The sequence below is a fragment of the Prosthecobacter sp. genome, assembly GCF_044232965.1.
In the GTDB taxonomy this organism is placed as follows: domain Bacteria; phylum Verrucomicrobiota; class Verrucomicrobiia; order Verrucomicrobiales; family Verrucomicrobiaceae; genus Prosthecobacter.
The window spans coordinates 126,632-145,093 of record NZ_JBIIKX010000007.1; the positions used below are offsets into that span (position 1 = coordinate 126,632).

Consider the following 18,462-nt stretch of genomic DNA (forward strand, 5'->3'; position numbering starts at 1 on the left):
GGATTCAGGATTTCATTTCAGGCTATTCTTCTGTCCCCATTCTTCTGTCGACCTCAGGCTCAATGGTAGTGACCTCCAACCGGGAATGGTTCAGATTGATCCACTGAATGCCTTTCAACAAGGGAGCGTGCCGCAATAGAACTTCCAGATGCCGTCGATAGCCGGGTTGAGGGCGCGTGAAACCAGTGACGATGAAACCGTGATCGGGATCATGATGAGGCACCGGATGTGTGCCAAGTGCCACATCCCCAGACATCAATTCTAGCCGCTGCAAACAGTTGGATTCGCCGCCGAAGTGATGGATGAGGGCTTCATTGTAGAGCCGGAAATCCAAATGCGTGCCCCAGTCGCGGATAAGTGGTTTGAGGTGTGCGATCAGTTCTTCACAGCGAGGTCCCAGTGGCTTCCAGCCGGTCTTGCGCATGGTGGGCTGGTGACGTTCGGGTTCGGTGAGGGCGTTGCGCAGGAGTTTGCCGCGCACTTCGGTCTCGCCAAAGTTGAGGAGCTTTACGAGACGGATGTTTTGGAGGAGGGCGTAGTTGATGGCCTGGGCGTCGTGCTCGCGAAGCAGGGCGCTGACGACTTTGAGTTCGTAAAGCATCTGGTTGACCACCAGATCGAGATAGTAGGTCTTCTCGAAGCTGCCGTGACTGACTTTGATCGGGACTTGGGTGTGAACTTCCAAACCGTGAGCACGCAGGCGTTGGGCCAGATCGTTTTCGTAAATGCGCTCGTCGAACAAACGCCCGAAGTGGTTTTGTGTGGCGTAGGCGCAGCTCATTACCACCTCATCAATTTCGGCGAAGGTTGAGTCGGTGACGCTTTGCAGTTCGAGGGTGCGATGGATGGGCATGGGATGAGGAATCGACAGAAGAATGGGGACAGGAGAATCAAAATTCAGGGTTTCATTTCAGACTATTCTTCTGTCCCCATTCTCCTTTCGATAAAGACTCTGCTCTCGGCCAACGCGTGAATCAGTGACCTCAAGCCATGTCCGCTTTTTTTCGTGCTTTCCACGATGCGGCGGATTTCGGTGCGGTCGGCGAAGGTGACTTCGGTGGCGGTGGCGTAGCGGGAGAGGTGGGCGACGAAGGCTCTCGCGAGCTTGTCGGGATCGGAGGTGAGGATGTCACGGAGTCCGCTGGGGCCGGTGAATGTGCGACCATCGGGCAACTCGCCGCTGGGATCGACTTGGGGGCCGAGCTTGTAGGTGACGCGCCATGGGGTTTGACCTTTTTCGGGTGGTTCGTCGCCCTTGCCGTTGGAGCGGTAGCGATCTCGCAGGCCGCCGATGGGATCGAAGGCTTCGAGGGCGAAGCCTGCGGGGTCGATCTTGGCGTGGCAGGCGGCGCAGTTGGTGTCGGCGCGATGTTTGTCGAGTTGTTCGCGCACGGTGGTGGTGCCGCGAGTGTCGGGATCGACGGCGCTGACGCCGGGTGGTGGTGGCGGGGCGGGATCGTTGAGGAGTCGGTCCATCACCCACACGCCGCGCTTCACGGGCGAGGTGGTGGTGCCGTTCGCGGTGAGCTTGTGGATGGCGGATTGGCCCAGCAGGCCTCCACGCAGGCTTTCAGCGGGCAGCGACACTTTGCGGACCTCCACGCCAGTCACGCCTTCGATGCCATAGTGCTCGGCGAGACGCTGCGTGAGCATGGCGAAGCCGGGTTTGAGCAGGTGGGTGATGGGGAGATCGTTTTGGATGAGTTCGCGCAAAAAGGCGCGTGTCTCCGCGGCCATGCCTTCGTGCAGGAGGAAGCGATACTCGGGGTAAAGCTGCGGATCAGGCGTGGTTTCATCGAGTCGGCTGAGTTCGAGCCATTGATGGGCGAAATCCTCGATGAAGCGCTCGCTGCGTTTGTCGGCGAGTAGACGATCCACTTCACGATGCAGCACGTCGGGCTTGTGGAGGTCGGCGGCGAGCAGTTGAGCGTCCGGCGGGCCGTTCCAGAGCCAATACGAGAGGCGAGAGGCCAAGGTGGTCGGCTTGGGCTCGATGGAGTGAAACAAAAACTCTGGCGAGGTGAGCACCGCGACATACACACGCCGCATCGCATCCTCAAAGCAGTCCTTCGCGGCGATGCGTGACTTGAGCAGTGCTAGATACGGTTCGATCTCATCGGGTGCGACCTCACGGCGAAATGCCTTCGGTAAAAAGGTCGTGAGCAGCTTGCGAGCATCGCTCTCGGGCTGCGTGGACTGCACGGTCTCCAGCGGCGGCTTCCGCTCCTGCGGCGTGAGATCGAAATACATGCTCGGCACATAGCCGCCGATGCTGCGCACCTCGTCACGCTGCGGCGGGATGAGATCGCTCGTGGTCATCGTCGTGATCGGCAGATCGCCAAACAAGCGTTTGTGGCTCTCCGGCGGCCACGAAGCGTTCAGCGGGCCTTCGATCTCGAACCAGTCAATCGCCACGCCGGGTCCCACATGCTTCTTCGCCCGTCCGGCGACCTGACCGATGCGCAGACCATTCCACGGGATCGAAATGGGATCAAAGACGATGCTCTCATGCGCATCGAGCCACTCGGTGATCTCCGCCTCGTTCGACTTCATCGACGGCGCGGTGAAGGTTCGCAGCAGGCGACCGCCTTCCTGTTGCTTGCCTTCCTCATGGGCTCGCAGCACGGCGGCTTGATCAGGTCCTGGCTCCGGTTTGCCCGCGTTCCATTGAAAGCCCCAGAGCGACAGTTTCATGCGATACAGGCCCGCGTAGATCGGAGACACATTCATCGCCGCCTCATAGCCCGCGAGATTTGGATTGAGCAAACCGACCGCGCTTTCGCTTTTCGCCGCCTTCAGGGCTTCGTGCTGTTTTTTGCGATCTTCGAGGTCCGGCCCGGCATCGCCCACATGGCCTTGTTTCTCCTCAAAACCGCCGCGCACCGGCAGCGCGGGATCAGGTTGCTTGTCCTTCAGCAGCACGAACTGCCCCTGCACGAGGTTTCCGCCGAACTTGAAGAGTCCCGCCGGATAAATGCGCTTCTTGAAGACTCGCGGCGGCGTGCTGCTTGTCGAAATCGCCGCATCCAGCGCCTTCTCGACCGCCTCTTCATAAGCCGCGAGATGCGCGGGCGAGATGTCGAGTGCACCCGCGATCTTGTCATAGCCCGCCACTCGGCCGTCCGCGGGCAAGAGGCCCACCACATCGAGCCTCGGCAGTGACAGCAGGTCCTGCAGCGTGTTTTGAAACTCGACCCGCGTCATGCGTCGCAACCGGATGCGCCCGCCCGGTGCCGGTGCGGTCATCGCCATCAGCTTCGCCTCCAATTCCTTCACAAACGCTGCCTTCTCCGCCGCCGCAGGCTGCTTTTTCTTTTTCGGCGGCATCTCTCCGCGCTCCACGGCATCGTGAACCTTGATGAGCAGGCCCACATGCTGCGCGTCGAAGGTGAGCGCCGTTAGATCGAGGTCACCCTTCTTCGTTTCGGCATCGTGGCAGTCATAGCAATGCTGCTCCAGAAAGGCCGACGGGGGCGCGGCGAGAAGCGAGGTGGAAAGCAGGCAGACAAGAAGGGAGCGAAGCATGAGACGAACGGATGCATTCAATACGGCCAAAGGCGGCTGGTCTCGACAAGGATGATGAGGTTCGACAGAAGAATGGGGACAGAAGAATATTCTGAATCGAATTGATGCGCTTCGCTTCCCTGTGGGCAGCCTTCGGCTGTCGGTCTCGCTTTGCTCGGCTCTTCTGTCCCCATTCTTCTGTCGATAAAGCATCTCACCGCCCCCGGCTCCAAACCCACCGGCTTGCCACCGCTTGCTTGGCTCAATGGATTGTCCGCTTTCGAATGCGCCCGGTGTCGTCGTGGGCGTCTGAAAGATGACGACAGATGGCTTGTTCGACGGGGGGATCATTCGTGCCTGTCTCTTGATGCGAGCTGGCTTGCGGAGATGAATGCACGGGCATGTCAATGGGCTGCAAACTCCAGCCGTAGTTGGGTCTGCTCCCTTAAGGTGGCGTTGAGCCAGAAGACGCGGCCATCCCAGGCGTAGTCGGTGGCGGTGAGTTCGCGGCCGTTCAGTTTCACGCGTGAGAGTGTCTTCGGGGCGTTTTGAAGCTCGAAGACGGGATGCACGCAGGGTGTTGTTGGCTTGATCGTGAGTGTGACGATGGGTTTTTCGACGTTGAGCAGCGTGGCGCGGCGTTCGGTGTGGTAGGATGGGCTTTGCAGGCGTACGCCTTCGGCGGTGATCGTCGGCGGGGTGGCGAAGCTGCGGGACCATTCGAGGAGATGGGCGTCGTCGGCGTCGCTGAGGCCGATGAGCCAGGTCCATTTTTCGACCTGCATCTTGCGGGTGACGCCGAGGGCGTCGGGCATTTCGGCGGTGCGGCTTTCGAGGGGTTGCGGACGGCGATGACCCCAGGACATCATGGCGTTGTGCGCGGGGGTCATCGCGGCGAGGTCGTCGATGTTGATGCCGGTGGGCTTGCGTCGGGCGAGCGGCAGATGGTTGCCCCAGTAGTAGGGCGTGACCATCTGGCCCTGGCTGTAGAACGGGCGGTAGGCGGTCGAGGGCAGGCGCGTCCAGCCGGGGTTGAAATAGATCGCCGACAAGGGCTCGCGGATGCCAAAACGGATGCGGAAGAGCGGTGGCAGTTCGCCCGAGAGCAGCTTCTCGTAATCGCGCTCCTGATCGAGGAGAGGGAACTTCAACTCGCGCTTCGTGCCATCGCGGAAGAGCACGTCGATGAGGTTCTCCGGCAGCACGCGGAGCGGATAGGCGGCGGGCGGTGTGAGGATGAGCAGTTCCTCGATTTCGTATTCGGCTTTCGGTTCAGTTTGCAGGGTGACGGTGCGCGAACCGAAGCCATCGGGGTAAAAGTAAAAATCCTCGGTCGCGGTCTCGCCCCAGACCTTGTAGTTCAAATCGCAGGGTTGCGCGGTCCAGCGGACGTGGACGCGGGCGGCGGTGGATTCGATGATCTCGACGCGGCTGCGGCTCAGCTCCTTGTCGGAAGCGGCGTCGATGCAGTCCAGCCCGTCCGGACGGCGCGGTGCTTCGGCGAACTCGAAGTTCAGCGCGGTATTGTGTTTCCCGGCCCAGAAAGGTGTGTAGGCCGCGCCGCGCCAGAAGACAAAGCGCGAGCCATTCGGCAATGCGATGACGACATCCTTCCGCTCCGGTGCCCAGGCCTTGTCATAAGGCATCTCGGTGACCTCGTTGGGGCCGGAATAGGAGAGCAACGGGTAGTCGTAGCGCAGCTTGGTCTCGATGGCGCCAAACGCGGGCAGCTTCGGCGAACCACGCATGAGCATCGTGCGGAGGGTCTTGCGCCAAAGCTCGCGACCGACGGCGTCGCGGAGCACCACCTGCAGCGTGTCGCGATCCTTGCTGGAGGCGGGAAAGGGCAAGACGAGATCCAGTTCGGTGCGGATACCCTTCCGCAGCTCGATGGAGGCTTTCGTCGGCTTGTTAGGATCGGATTCAAACCATGCGAGCACCTCCGCGCCGGAGATCGTTTCCTTTGCGGAGAAGGCCGCGACCGTGACGCGGGCCTGCTGCTCCGGCCCCAGCACGAGCCAATCCTCCGGCGGCAGGATCGCACCGAGATCGACCGGGTTCATCACGGGATCGGCCGTCGCCCTCGCATCCGCCTCCAGGGCCGGGCGCTCGACCTTCCAGCGGGCTCGTTCGATGGGCTTGCCGTCGTTGTCTTTGGAGAGCAGCACCAGCTCCTCCGGCGCGGGCGAGGTGGCAAAGGTCGCGCGTGCGGTGAAGGGGGAGTTTCCCGAGACATCGAGCGCTTTCCGCTCCACCTCCCTGCCTTCGCGATACGCCGCGAGCCAGTGCTCCGGGGCCGGTCGAGTGTCGCTGGCGAACTGCACGATCACCGGCGTCAGGCCGACACGCTCCACTCCGAAGGGCGGACGCCAGGGATGCCCCGGATCGAACTGAAAGCGCGGGGCGAAGGTCACGGCCTCGCCTTGCCCGGCCACGCTGCCGGGATGCTCGAAGAGCTGGCGGATGTCCTCGGCCTTCAGCGCCTCGTCGTAGATTTGCAGTTCATCCAGCAGCCCGCGCAAATGCGAGCGCACATAGCGCCACGTATCGCCATCGGCGCGGCAGCCGATCCGCAGCACGCTGTCCGGCGCGTCGGGCTTCAGCGTGAAATCACCGCCCCGGAACGTGCCTTTGTCCGCCGGAGTCTTGCCCTGTTCGTCCACATAGAGCGTGAAGTGCGGAGCCTCCGCCGCGCGATACGTCACCGCGATGTGATGCCATCCTCCGTCGTTCGGCACGAGGCCGTTCGAGGCGCGGTAGTTCGTGATCCACTCGCCCTGGCCCTCGCCATGCACTTGCAGACCCTCGATGCCGAAGACGCCGAAGAACTTGTCAGGCGCGGCGGTCAGATCGGCGCGGCCTTTGAAGAGCACCGGCATCTCCGCGTAGTAGTTTCCCACATTGACCCAGGTCGCGAGGGTGAAGTCGCGGCTGAAGTCAATCGCCGAAGGATTCGCCAGCTCGATGCCCGCATTGACCTTTTCGATCATCACCGCGTTGCCGACGCGTCCGGGAGCAAAAGAAGGCGTGAGCTTCGGATCAACCGGGCGGCCATCGTGTTGACCGGTGACGTCCTTCAGGTCCCCGTCGAAGCGGAAATGCGCGACGAGGTCCGCGTGGGCCGGGGACAATGAGCCGAGCAGCAGGGCGGTGAGTGTGAGGGTTGGTTTCATGGGTCTTTCAAGTGCGAGAGTTTTCATTTGTCGGATGTCGCAGGTTGGGGAGTCGGCGAGGGCCCGACATCTTCCCAGAGCGTGTGCAAAGGGACGAACGCATCGGCCTTGGATTGGCTGGCACCGGCCTCCTGACGCAACTCGACCTTGCTGAAGTCTCCTGCCTTCGTGGTGGAAAAGGGTGTGCGGGGGATCGTAAGGACCATTCGGGCAAAGGCCGGTGGGATGACCGCCACGGGCGCGTCCCGCCTTACCATGCCCTCGACATCAAACAGCCCCATGGAAGCCAGAACATACCAGGCACCCAATTGACCTAGATCCTCATCCTGACCAAGCCCGTAGCCATGCACTGGAGTGGTGCCGTAAAAGCGCTCGCAGATGGAGCGCACATACTGGCGGCTCAAGTCAGGCCGCCCGGCAAAATGAAACAACCACGCCGTGTGCAAGCCGGGCTGGTTGCCATGGTTGTAGGGCAGAGAAAGCCCCGCCGTATTCTTGACCTCGGCGGGGCCAAAGGCTGTCTTCTCGGCCTGTGCCATCGTCTGGGTCAACTCGCTCAAGAACACCTCGGGGGTGAATTGCCCCACCAAAGCCGGGATGTTGTGCGGCACGAACCAGCGGTATTGGAGTGCCGTTCCCTCGATGAAGGAGTAGCCACCGTTCGGATCAAAGGGAGTGTGAAAGCTGCCATCAAAACGCCGGGGACGAAAACAGCGCGTCTCTTCATCCCAGAGCTTCCGCCAGGCATCCGAACGCTGCGTTAGAAAGTCAGCATCCGACTTCTTGCCAAACTGGGTGGCCAGTTGCGCGGCGCACCAGTCCTCGAAAGCATACTCCAGCGTGTAACCCGAAGGCCCGTATCCTCCATCGTCACAAGGAGCGTATCCGAGAAGCGAATAACCCGCCAACGCTTCCTGTCCGGTGTAGCGGGGCCGCCCGCGCCATTGCGTCTGATTTTTCCACACAGCATTCCAAAGTTCTTCACGATCAAAGGCCGTGGGGTTTCTGGTGTAAGCAGCCGCCAGAAACAGCGTCGCCTGATTGGACAGCATCCCCGGAGCACGCCGGTTCACCACGAAACCATCGGGAAGCCACCCGCTCTCCCGATACGAGGCGAGCAGATGTTTCGCGAACGCGGTCATCTGCTCCGGGTAGAGCAGTGACCACACTTGATTCAGATTCCAAAAACTGCCCCACAAAGCATCCGAGTTGTATCGGGCATATTCAGGCCGACCGTTCACCAAGGGAATCTGACCGCGGCGTCCCGTGGCGTCTGAGTAAGCGCCGTCTGCGTCACTGTTCACCCCACGTCCCAGCAGAACGTGCCACAAGGCGGTGTAAAACTTGACCTTGGCCGGCTCAGCCTCCGGACGTTCATCCTCGATCCTCACACGGCCGAGCAGGCTGTTCCACTCGCTGCGGGTGGCGGCGCGGATTTGGTCAAAGGTCTTGCCCTCAGTCTCGGTCACCAGATTCTTCTTTGCTCCGTCAAAGCTCACATGGGAGATACCCACGCGCGCCTCGACCACCGCCTCCTCGCGCGTGTCGAACTCCACATAGTAGCCCGCGCCGAACCCGGTAATCACCTCACGCCCTGGAAACGTCTTGGCGTCCCGATACGCACCGTGAGTCTTGAACGGGCGGTTGAAGCGAATCTCCGCGTAGATCTCGAAAGGAGCCTCCGCATAAGAAGGCGCGATGGTGCAACTGGCCCGCACGGTGCGATCATCCACGCGCTCAATCATGGCCGCGCGCAAGCCGCCACTGAATCGGTCATGCTGCTGAAAAACGCCCCCCTCGCCGAGCAGATGCCCGACATCCATCAGCACCCTCGCGGCGTCGGTCTTTGGAAAAGTGTAGCGATGGTAGCCGACACGCGTGCTCGCCGTGAGTTCGACGGAGACGTCATGCTTGTCGAGGTGGACCCGATAGTAGCCCGGTTCGGCGCGTTCACTGGACTTCGAGAAGCGGGAGCGCCACCCGCTTTTGTCCTGCCCATCAGCGCCCGGCACCGTCACCAGCGGCCCGGTGGTTGGCATGAGCAGAATGCCTCCCAACTGGAAGTCATGGAGATGACTGAATCCCAAGATCGAAGTATCCGAGAAACGATAACCCGACGTGTGCCCGCCTCCTGCATAACCGCCGAAGCCCGTCGTGTCCGGCGCGACCTTAACGAGGCCAAATGGCGCGGCCGCCGGAGTGAAGAAAAACCAGCGCGCTGATTGCGTGCCGATGAATGGATCCACCCAACTTACGGGATCGCGGCCTTTCGCGGGCTGCCCCGTAGCAGCGGACGGCTTTGCGTCCTGTGACAACACGGCTAGCGGCGCGAGCAACAGGGCGGTGAGCAGGGTGAGGGTTTGTTTCATGACGTGGGGATTCACTTGTTGGGATTGAGTGCGGTGTCCGCCTCGATCCACACGATGCGATAGTCCTGTGCGGGAATGTTGGTTGTGATGTCGCCCTTCTGGATTTTGAGCGCTGCTTTGCTGACCGCGTCTTTCGCGCTGACGTTTGCGGGCAGGCCGAGCTTGTCGAGATTCAAGCTCAGCCGCACATCGGTCCTCTCCTTGCTCAAGTTGGAGGCGATGGCGAGCACACGGCCTTGCGGGTGCGCGAAGAGGCTGACGTAGCAGTCTTTGGTTGCGACCTTCACCACGTCGGCGTCGCTCCAGTAAGGCAGCCAGCGCGCCTGTTTGACGCCGAAGTCGTCGCGAACCTTCCACAGCGCCGAGATCGCGTCCAGGTCGGCAGGCTTCTCCGGCCGCACCGGGACATCGTGGATGATGGCGAGCGCGACGCTTTGGCGATAGTTCTTGAGCCTGTAGTAGAGGAGGTCCGCCGGCACACCCCAGTTGTAGCCCATGAACTCGGTGCGGAAGCGCTCCAAGGGCAAGGCGTCGAGTATGGTGTCGTTCGCCTTCAGTTGCTCGCCGTTCCAGTAGGTCGTGGCCCAGGCCAGCCCGGGAGCGTTCATGCATTCATAGGTATGCACATCCACGATGCCGTCCGGCTTGCGGGTTCTTACGGCGGTGTAGATGCGGCGCAGGTTGTCGCGGACGGAGAACACGGGGTAAACGCCTCCGCGCGAGCCATCGGGTTTAGGGTAGCCACATCCGTGCAGTTCATTGTCGCATAGAAGAGGCCTTGTGGTGGTATCCAGATAGACACCGTCCACATCGTAGTCGTCGATCAGGCGGCCGATGCCATCCACCAGAAAATCCTGCCAAGGACCGTGCTGGCACGCATTCAAAGCCATTTGATCCGTCATGTCTCCCAGCTTCCCAACCGCATATGCCTTGCTGGGAAGGACGCGCATTTCGTCGCCAAAGAACATGGCTTCCGGCGCATTCCCGGAAAGCAGGAAGCCACCGACATAGGGGAGGACTTTCAGTCCGTAGCGGTGGCATTCTTTGACCAGGCGACGGAATTTCTCCTCGTAGCCGCCGATCGGGCGGGTGTAGGCGAAGACATTCCACCATTTCCAGACGATGATCGCACGGGCGCCTTTCTCGGCGTAGTGCTGGAGGGCGGGCTTGCCATCGATCTTCTTGTCCGGCAGGTCCAGCTCCTGACCATACCCAATTGTGCGCACGATGCGGGCATCCCAGGCATCCTCGGTGACCGGCTTGACGGGGGAGGGCAGCAGGCCGAAGACGTAATCCCGCTTTCCGCCCGCGGCGAGCGTGACCGGCGTGGTGACAAGGTTCAGCCGCAGGACCACTTCATCGCCGCGACGGATGATTTGGATCACCTTGCCGGAGTCCGCGACAGACCAGTTTTGCTCGGACTCACAAACCCATTGCAGGCCGCGGGCCTCATCGCCGAGCCAGACCATAGGCTGGAATTTGCTCGTATAATCGGCGGTCAACGCACCCGAGGTGCCAGCCATCGCACCGGTGCTATCGGGCCAGGTGTTCAGGTAGCGGGCGTGCTCGCTGCGCAGGGGGATTTCCACCACGAGTTCATCAAGGGTCACGGGTTTGTCGGCTTGCAAAGCCCACGCGATTTTCGCCAGGCCATCGCTCTCGATGGTGGTAGTCACATTGGCGCTCACCGATGCGCCCTCGAGTTTCTGGGAGATGCGACAAGCGGTGTCGCTGGTCGCGGCGAGCTGCGAGACCCCCGGCGTCCACACAACGTCCGCACCGTTGACCCGCGCCAGCAATCGCATCGGTGCCGCCAGCATCGGGGCATCCTTGCTGCTGATCTGCGACACGAACGGCGTCGCGCCGAACTCATATGTCCGTCCCCAGGGCGAGACCGTGCATCCTTGCGCGGTCTTCGTGGACCGCAACGCCGTGAACGGAGCGATGACCTGATCGCTGATGCCCTCGCGCGAACCGACCCAGAACGGCGCTTTGTCCGGATAGACAAACCGGGTGGTCACCTTGCCCGGCGTCTCGCCTGCCGGAGCACTCGCCGTGGTGGTGATCTCAAACTCGCCACCCGTGAACCCATCCATGGAAATGATTGCCTCGCCCCGCCAGCGGCCCGAGCCGGGGGAGGTCTCCTGCAATCGCGCTGTCAGGCTCCTGATCGGCTTCTCCTCCCGCATATCGCGCACCGTAACGGTTGCCTCGGGCGCTCCGACAAACGTCACATCGCATCGCAGATCGCAGACGATCTGCTTGTGCAGATAGCGGTAACTCGGAAGCATCCGCAACGAGTCCGCGGTGGCAGAGTTGCCGAGGAGCGCCATCAGCTCGCGCTGTGGCAGCGCCCGCTTGTAGATCCGGATCTCATCGATGTCGCCCTTGAACCAACCTGCCGACCAGCCACCTATCCGGCGGATGTCGCCGCGGGTTGGCGTGATCGGCGTGCCGACCTTTCCTTCGAGGATGATTTTTCCGTTCTGATAAACGAAGTAGCGGGGGCCCTCGAAAACCACGGCCAGAAATTGCCAGGTGCCGACGGGAAATGGCTCAGCGGCTTGGATGGCCTCGCTGGCCGTGCCATCGCCGTTTTCGAAATATAGGCGTCCATTGTTAATGCGCAGGCTGTAGTTTCGATTGACGGCGAGACCCGCCGTATCACCCAGGATCAGGCGGTTGCGCCCGCTGACGTCCTCGGCCTTGACCCAGGCCGTGAGAGTGAAGTCACCGCCGACTCGCAAGCCCTCGGCGTTGCCTAAGTCTACGTAGTCGTCCACGCCGTCAAAGTGCAAGGCCTGACCACGCGGCGATGGCACCCAGGTCGCCCCGTGGATCGTGCTTTGATGCTTGTTCCCGCTCCTGTCGTGCAAGACATCACCCGAGCCTTCATCGAAGGACCAATGGGCGATGAGCGAGGGTTCGGCGGCGTGCAGTGCGGCGAGTGGAGCGAGCAGGAGGGCGGTGATGAGTGTGAGGGTGGGGTTCATGGCGCGATCTTTCCGAAGGCCTTGACCTCCTCATGCGTGGGCGGGGTCTGGCGGTTGAGGGTGGGGGCGCGAACGCGGCCATTGATTTCGCTGAGGGTAACGGGATTCACACGAAGAGACGGTCAAGTGGATGGCCCTGGTCGGTGATGGGGACGGGACGATCGCCGTCGTAGAGGTTCTTGGTGTAGTCGATGCCCATGGCGGCATGGATCGTGGCGAAGAGGTCGGCAACACTGACGGGGTCTGCGGTGATGGTTTTCGCAAGCTCGTCGGTCTGGCCGTAGGCCCCGCAATGCTTGAGTCCGCCTCCGGCTAGCACACACGTGAAGGCGGTGCCTTGATGGCCGCGCCCGCCGCCGCTGTCGAACTCGGCAGGCCGACCAAACTCGGTGGCGACGACGATGAGCGTCTTGTCGAGCAGATGGCGCGCCAGGAGGTCGGTGATGAGCGCGGAGAGCGCGGTGTCGAGTTCCTGAATCAGCATGTGCTGTTTGAGGATGCCGGCGTTGTGAACGTCCCAGCCGGAGCCGTTGAGGAAGTTGAGATTGTGCGAGACTTCGACGAAGCGCACGCCACGCTCGACGAGTCGGCGGGCGAGCAGGCAGCGCTGGCCGAACTCGCCACCGTAGGCCGCCCGCAGGCTGGGTTTTTCCTCATCCAACTGAAAGGTGCGGAGGAAGCTGGGGCCGCTGAGCTTAAGGCTCTGGGCGATGGCGTCATCGTAGTCGCGGAGGCGTGAGTCGGTGGTTTTGGGCTGGGCGTCGGCCAGTGCGGCGAGGAAAGTCTCGCGTCGGGTCTGACGGGCAGGCTGGATGCCGTCTGGCCGAGTCAGGCCGGTGGGACCTTGGCTGGTGTCGGTGAGATAAAGGTAGCCAGCGCGCGAGCCGAGGAAGCCGGGGCCACGGGTGACGTTCGGGTAGCCGATGAGGACGTAAGGGGGGACGCCGTCGCTAGCCGCGCCGCGTTCATGGGCGATGACGGAGCCAAGTGAGGGATAGACCACGGTCCCGCTGACGGGCCGCCCGGTGTGCATGCGATTCGTGGCGGCGGCGTGTTCGTTGATGACGTCGTGGTGAACGGTGCGCACGGCGGTGGCGTAGTTCATGAGCGGGGCAAGGTTTTTCAGATGCTCGCAAACGCGCACGTCCGGCACGGCGGTGCCGATGCTGTCGTAGTAGGAGCCGGCCAGTTTTTTCGCGGGATCGCCTCGGCGTTTGGGGTCAAAGGTGTCCATCTGGCCCATTCCACCGCCGAGCCAGAGGAAGATGACGTGCTCCGCTTTGCCTTGGATTTTGCCTTGGATGAGAGCGGAGGCAGGGGCGGCACCTGCGTGTTGTGCGAGGAGGGCTGCGGTGGTGGTGTGGAGGAATTGGCGGCGATTCATTGTAGGGAAAATGGTGATGGTTTTCATCCTCAGGGCATCCAGACAAACTCGCGGGTGTTGACGAGGCTCCAGACGAGGTCTTCGAAGAGTTCGCGCCATTCAGGACGCAGGCGTGTATCTGCGGGCGGGCCGGTGCGGGTGCGGCGCTCTTGCTCCTTGGCGATGGTGTTGGCCTCGGGCTGGAGATGATTGGACCAGGTCACTCGCGGCAGCGGCGGAAGTGGCGCAGGGGCTTTCACCTGGTCTGCGGGGAGTAGGCGTTTTGCAAAGCCAACACTAAGGGCCGTAGTGAAAGGCGCGCTCTCGGCTGCGCTGGGCGGACGCCCCAGCACACGGAGGAAGACGGACTCGACCAGTGCCTCGACGGAGGAGGCGGTCACGGCGATGTCTGCGAGGCTGCTCCCTTGCGCGGCTCGGGTTATTGTGGCGGTCAGCGTGCTATTGGCGAGGACGCCGGGCTGGAGCACGTTCGGCGAGGTCTCGCGGTCGGTGAGCGGGATCTGTCGTGCGCCGCTCCAGCCGAAGGCTTGCATCACATCGGTGACGGCCATGGCCTGGGGCAGGCTGAGGCTGGGGCGGTCGCGCTCGTTGGCGAGGTTTGCCAGCATCCAGGCGCGCCTCGGTTTGCCTAGACTGATGAGTTGGTCGGCGGCGCGGCGGCCATCAGAATTGAAGGTGAGTTCTTCCAGTTTCATCGGGGTGCCACTCACCGCATAGAGGGAATCGACGACCTGCTCGGCGGTGAGGCGGCGGCGCTCCGGTGCGCTGAAATAGCGGGTGTCAGCGGCTGCGGCGAGGTTTCTGCCGGTGGCCTCACGTTGGTAGAGTTGCGAGGTTAAGATGAGGCGCTCGAGGTGGCGTAAATCATAGCCGTGCGTGACCAACTCATGCGCGAGCCATGCGAGCAGCTCGGGGTGGCTCGGCGCCATGCCTTCCCAGTCATGCACCGGCTCCACGATGCCGGCACCGATGAGGCGCCGCCAGACGCGGTTCGCCAGCACTTGGGCGAAGCGCTCGTTTTGCGGGGCGGTGATGAGTGTGGCGAGGCGCTCGCGCAGGTCATCAGGCGCTTGCATGAGCTTGTCCATTTCCGGGCCATCGGCACTTCCGGTGGCCGCGCCAAAGGGCCATGCAGGCTTGACCGGTTCATCCGGTTTGAGCGTGACCTTGATGAGCGATTCCCGGTCTTTCTTTTCAAAGAAGGCCGCTGGCACTCGGCTGGACTTTGGCACGATGACTGGCTTGCGCTCCAGCATGGCTGCCAGCGCGTAAAGGTCGCGCTGCTTGGTGCTGTGATAGGGCGAGTCATGGCAGCGTGCGCATTGCAGTTCCAGACCGAGGAAGGCGGTGCCGAGGATATGCCCTTTGGCCGCCATGGGCGCATCATTGTCTCCGGCGATGCCGAAACCCGCGCTGCCGCCTTCCATGGCGGCTCCTCGCATTTGGATGAGTTCACTCACCATACGGTCGATGGGTTTACCATCCCGCAACGAGTCCAGCAGGAACCAGCGGAAGGGCCCCGTGGTGTTCAGGCTTTTGTTCACGATGGTGGGATTCTCCGCCAGCACATCCTGCCAGTAGCTCATCCAGTGGTCTGCGTGGCGCTCATCGGCGAGCAGGCGCTCGATGATAAGCGTGCGCTTGTCCGGTGCAGAGTCGGCCAGGAAGGCACGGGCCTCAGCCTCGGTCGGCGGAGTGCCCACGGTGTCGAGGAATACACGGCGGAGGAAGGCGTCATCCCCTACCACAGCCGGGGCGGCTACTTCCTCTGGCTGCAAGGGAGGTGCCGGCCACACGGCCCCCTCCTGCACCCAGCGCTCCAGCGTGGCAATCTGAGCTGGCTTGAGCCCCTCACCCTTCGGCGGCATGCGTTCTTCGTCGTCGTGGCTTCGCAGGCGGGTCAGCAGGGTGCTGGCGGAGGCATTGCCTGGAATGACCGTTGCCTCGCCGGAGTCTCCGCCCTTCAGCGCGGCCTCGCGTGAGTCCAGCCGCAGGCCACCCTTGTCCTTCTCGCCATGGCAGCGGAAGCACTCGTCCCGCAAGATGGGCAGGACAGTGTCGTAAAAATCGCGAGCCTGAGCGGCTGGCGTCTGTGCGGCGGCGGCCAGAGCCCGCTCGATTTTCCGGGCGACGAAAGCATCCACCGGGTGCACCGCACCCGGTGGCACGGCAGGGGCCGGATGCTCACGCGCCCAGGCCAGTGCGGCGTCATGACGCTTTTTCCAAAAGGTATTCTGGCTGGCGGCTGCCATGCGTCGCGTCTGGTCATCCATCTTGGCCAGCGAGGTTTCGATCCTTTGAAGGGCCCCTTCTACGACCGGGTCCGTCAGTGGCAGTGGAGATTGACTGCTGTGGGCAGGCTGCAGCAGCACATAGGACTGGCCATTCTCCGTCCGCACGGACAGACAGAGTTCCCCAGGCTCGGGTCGCAGTGACTTGCCGCCGACCAGCGTCTCCAGCACCACGCGGCATGAGCCGTCAACCTTCAGCGTCACATCACCGGCCACTTCCTGCTGCCGATGCTCGGCGCGGCGCAGCCCAGGCAAGGGCAGCTCGGCCGGGGGCGTCATCGGCTCTTCACCATCGGGTGACCCGGTGTGCGGCTGCGTCTTTGCGATGAGCGTTCCATTGACCCACAAACGGCTCAATCCACGGGCCCGCAGCAGCAGCCGGTGCTTGCCGGGTGGCAGCGCCACATCCGCCGCCATTCGCACCAGCACCGGCGGCTTCCATCCCGTGCGAATGCCCCAGGCATCATAACGCACCGGCAACCTTGGCAGCAGGAACGACTCTTCCTCCCAGTGCATCGTCTCCGCAGGCCAGGCCTCACCCTCACGCAGCCATCGGTCATGAGCAGGCATTCCTTCATGGAACGAAACCCGCACCTTGCCAGGCGGCAACGCGCCGACTTCTGGCATGACTTCGGGTGCCGCCTTGACCACCACCGGACCACCCGTGCGATGAAAACGGGCTTTCATCACCGCATCTCCCAACAACGTGCGATGGACTGCCGCCGCATCCACCGAACCCCGAAGACTGGCCGAAGCAAGGCCACCTTGCGACGAGCCGATCCAAACCGCATCGTCATCGACGACAGGCGGCTCCTTCGTCGCTCCTCCCATGTCCCACGCCCCTTTTTGAGGCATGCCATCGAGCCACGCATGCAGACTCTCCGGCTCACCGAAGCGGTAACTCACCGCCACATGATGCCAGCCGCTCTGCGGGTCGAAACCCGATTCAGCCGTCCAGCGATGCCAGTGGGCGGCCGATTTTTTCACGCCGCTGGGAGGCACCGTCGCGAACAGGAAATCCACACACGCCAGCCCAGCACGCTCACGCAGCCGGAGAGCCCAGTTCTGATTGTCCGGAGCAAACCCAGCCGCCCCTGTGCGTCCTTTGCCGATGACATACAGCGCCGCTCCGCTCTTCATCTCATCCAGGCGCACCCACCCCTCCAGCGTGATCGTGTCACCGTTGGTAAAATCCAGCCCACTGTCGGCACCGGTATCATGGACCACAAGCCGTGCCCCATTGCCGCCGAGTTTCACCGCCGTGTTGCCAAGCTCAAAATCTGGAAACTCCGGTGGCCTCGGCCCCGGCGCATCGCGTTGCACATCCCCCTTTGGCACCAGTTTCGTTGTGTCTTCCGCCCCGAAGTCCCAACGCATGACCGGAGGCGTGTCTTGAGCATAGAGCGTTGCCAGCGGCGCGAGCAGCAGGGCGGTGAGTAGTTTGAGGGCGGGTTTCATCGTTGGCATGATCATGGTGCGTTCTTGGTGAGCAACGGAAGCAAGGCCTCGGCGAAGCGTTGACCCAGGCCCTGCTGACCCGCGGTATCGTAATGGACTTGATCCTTGGCTTTGGTCAGGCCGTCGGTGCTGATGCAAACGGTGAGCGGGTCTTTGGCCGGAATGGCACGCTGGGCGGCGCGGACTTCATCCACAAAGGGAAAGGGCGAGACGGGCGTGACTTTGGCTGGGTTGATCTCGGCGATGACGGCTTTCATCTGCGGTGCCCCTAGATCACGCCGGAGCGCGGCCATGAGGAGGGTGAGATGCTGCGCGTAGTCTTTTGCCAATTCGGGCACGCGGGCGTCGGACTCGCCCTGCATCCAGAGGAGCGCGGCGGGTTTGATGTCGCCTGCGGGAAAAGCTTTTTCCCATGCGGCGATGAGCTGCGCGTAGGCATGGCCGACGCGTTGATCGTGGCTGAGCTTCAAGCGGTCGATGCGAGCCTGGTCCAGCTCCGGCTGCCAGGCGAGTTGCGATGTGCCGCCGTGCGCGGCCTTGAAGAGCACGATCTGGCGTCCAGGCATGGCCCGCGCCAGCGCATGAGCCAGCGTGACCTCCGGGCCGATGCTGCCGGTGGCGAGCGCTTGCGTGCGGCCCCAGTGGATCAACGTGACGTTCGCGGGCGGCGTGCGCCATTCGGCGGAAAGTTCTGCGGCCTTGCCATAGCCTGCCATGTTCGACTGACCGGAAAGGATGAGCACCAGCGGCGGTTCCACAGCGTGCAAAAGAGTCAGCGGCGCGAGGAGGAAGGCAGTGAGAATCGGGAGTGTGAAGCGCATGGATTGGCGGTGTCTTGGAGTCATGGGCGTGGCAGTAACTGGCGCAGGCTTCTCCGCCACCGTTAGTCGTGCGTCGTGGCAAGCTGCTCACGCCAGGATCTCCCGCACCACCTCGCCATAGACATCGGTGAGGCGGAAATCGCGTCCGAGGTGGCGCCAGGTGAGGCGTTCGTGATCGAGGCCGAGCAGGTGCAGGATGGTGGCGTGGAGGTCGTGAAGGTGGACCTTGCCGGAGACGGGGCGGAAGCCGAACTCATCCGTCTCGCCGTGCATGAGGCCGCCTTTCACACCGCCGCCAGCCATCCAGGCGCAGAAGCTTTCCGGCTGATGCTCGCGGCCATGTTTTTCGATGGGCGCGGTGCGACTGAGGTCCTGGCTCCAGGGGGTGCGACCAAACTCGCCGCTCCAGACCACAAGAGTGTCATCTAGCAGGCCGCGTGATTTCAGATCGCGGATCAAACCGGCGCAC

General features: G+C 62.6%; 9 protein-coding genes. All 9 read right to left on the reverse strand.

What is annotated here, in order from left to right:
- Positions 1 to 22: 22 nt before the first annotated feature.
- Positions 23 to 853: a GxxExxY protein gene (locus ACILSI_RS05180; RefSeq protein WP_395720784.1), complete on the reverse strand. Its 831-nt coding sequence runs from the start codon at positions 851 to 853 to the stop codon at positions 23 to 25.
- A 62-nt stretch (positions 854 to 915) separates the two neighbouring features.
- A complete protein-coding gene (locus tag ACILSI_RS05185; RefSeq protein ID WP_395720785.1) occupies positions 916 to 3,525 on the reverse strand; it encodes a DUF1592 domain-containing protein in 2,610 nt (869 codons plus the stop codon).
- Between the two features lie 383 nt (positions 3,526 to 3,908).
- On the reverse strand, positions 3,909 to 6,677 hold the full coding sequence (locus tag ACILSI_RS05190; RefSeq protein WP_395720786.1) for a LamG domain-containing protein: 2,769 nt from the start codon (positions 6,675 to 6,677) through the stop codon (positions 3,909 to 3,911).
- Between the two features lie 23 nt (positions 6,678 to 6,700).
- The gene (locus ACILSI_RS05195) at positions 6,701 to 9,046 is read right to left on the reverse strand and encodes a GH92 family glycosyl hydrolase (protein WP_395720787.1); all 2,346 of its coding nucleotides are present in this window, start codon (positions 9,044 to 9,046) and stop codon (positions 6,701 to 6,703) included.
- 11 nt (positions 9,047 to 9,057) lie between these two features.
- On the reverse strand, positions 9,058 to 12,039 hold the full coding sequence (locus ACILSI_RS05200) for a glycoside hydrolase domain-containing protein (protein ID WP_395720788.1): 2,982 nt from the start codon (positions 12,037 to 12,039) through the stop codon (positions 9,058 to 9,060).
- Positions 12,040 to 12,145: 106 nt separating this feature from the next.
- On the reverse strand, positions 12,146 to 13,423 hold the full coding sequence (locus tag ACILSI_RS05205) for a DUF1501 domain-containing protein (RefSeq protein ID WP_395720789.1): 1,278 nt from the start codon (positions 13,421 to 13,423) through the stop codon (positions 12,146 to 12,148).
- Between the two features lie 29 nt (positions 13,424 to 13,452).
- The gene (locus ACILSI_RS05210; protein ID WP_395720790.1) at positions 13,453 to 17,172 is read right to left on the reverse strand and encodes a DUF1553 domain-containing protein; all 3,720 of its coding nucleotides are present in this window, start codon (positions 17,170 to 17,172) and stop codon (positions 13,453 to 13,455) included.
- Positions 17,173 to 17,183: 11 nt separating this feature from the next.
- Positions 17,184 to 17,993, reverse strand: a complete 810-nt coding sequence (locus ACILSI_RS05215; protein ID WP_395720791.1) for a sialate O-acetylesterase — start codon at positions 17,991 to 17,993, stop codon at positions 17,184 to 17,186.
- Between the two features lie 87 nt (positions 17,994 to 18,080).
- A partial coding sequence (locus ACILSI_RS05220; RefSeq protein ID WP_395720792.1) for a DUF1501 domain-containing protein occupies positions 18,081 to 18,462 on the reverse strand: 382 nt, incomplete at its 5' end.

Excerpts from the sequence above, each read along its gene's own strand:
- ACILSI_RS05180 (WP_395720784.1), bottom strand. The coding sequence starts at position 853 with ATGCCCATCCATCGCACCCTCGAACTGCAAAGCGTCACCGACTCAACC.
- ACILSI_RS05190 (WP_395720786.1), bottom strand. The coding sequence starts at position 6,677 with ATGAAACCAACCCTCACACTCACCGCCCTGCTGCTCGGCTCATTGTCC.
- ACILSI_RS05195 (WP_395720787.1), bottom strand. The coding sequence starts at position 9,046 with ATGAAACAAACCCTCACCCTGCTCACCGCCCTGTTGCTCGCGCCGCTA.
- ACILSI_RS05185 (WP_395720785.1), bottom strand. The coding sequence starts at position 3,525 with ATGCTTCGCTCCCTTCTTGTCTGCCTGCTTTCCACCTCGCTTCTCGCC.
- ACILSI_RS05215 (WP_395720791.1), bottom strand. The coding sequence starts at position 17,993 with ATGCGCTTCACACTCCCGATTCTCACTGCCTTCCTCCTCGCGCCGCTG.
- ACILSI_RS05210 (WP_395720790.1), bottom strand. The coding sequence starts at position 17,172 with ATGAAACCCGCCCTCAAACTACTCACCGCCCTGCTGCTCGCGCCGCTG.
- ACILSI_RS05205 (WP_395720789.1), bottom strand. The coding sequence starts at position 13,423 with ATGAATCGCCGCCAATTCCTCCACACCACCACCGCAGCCCTCCTCGCA.
- ACILSI_RS05200 (WP_395720788.1), bottom strand. The coding sequence starts at position 12,039 with ATGAACCCCACCCTCACACTCATCACCGCCCTCCTGCTCGCTCCACTC.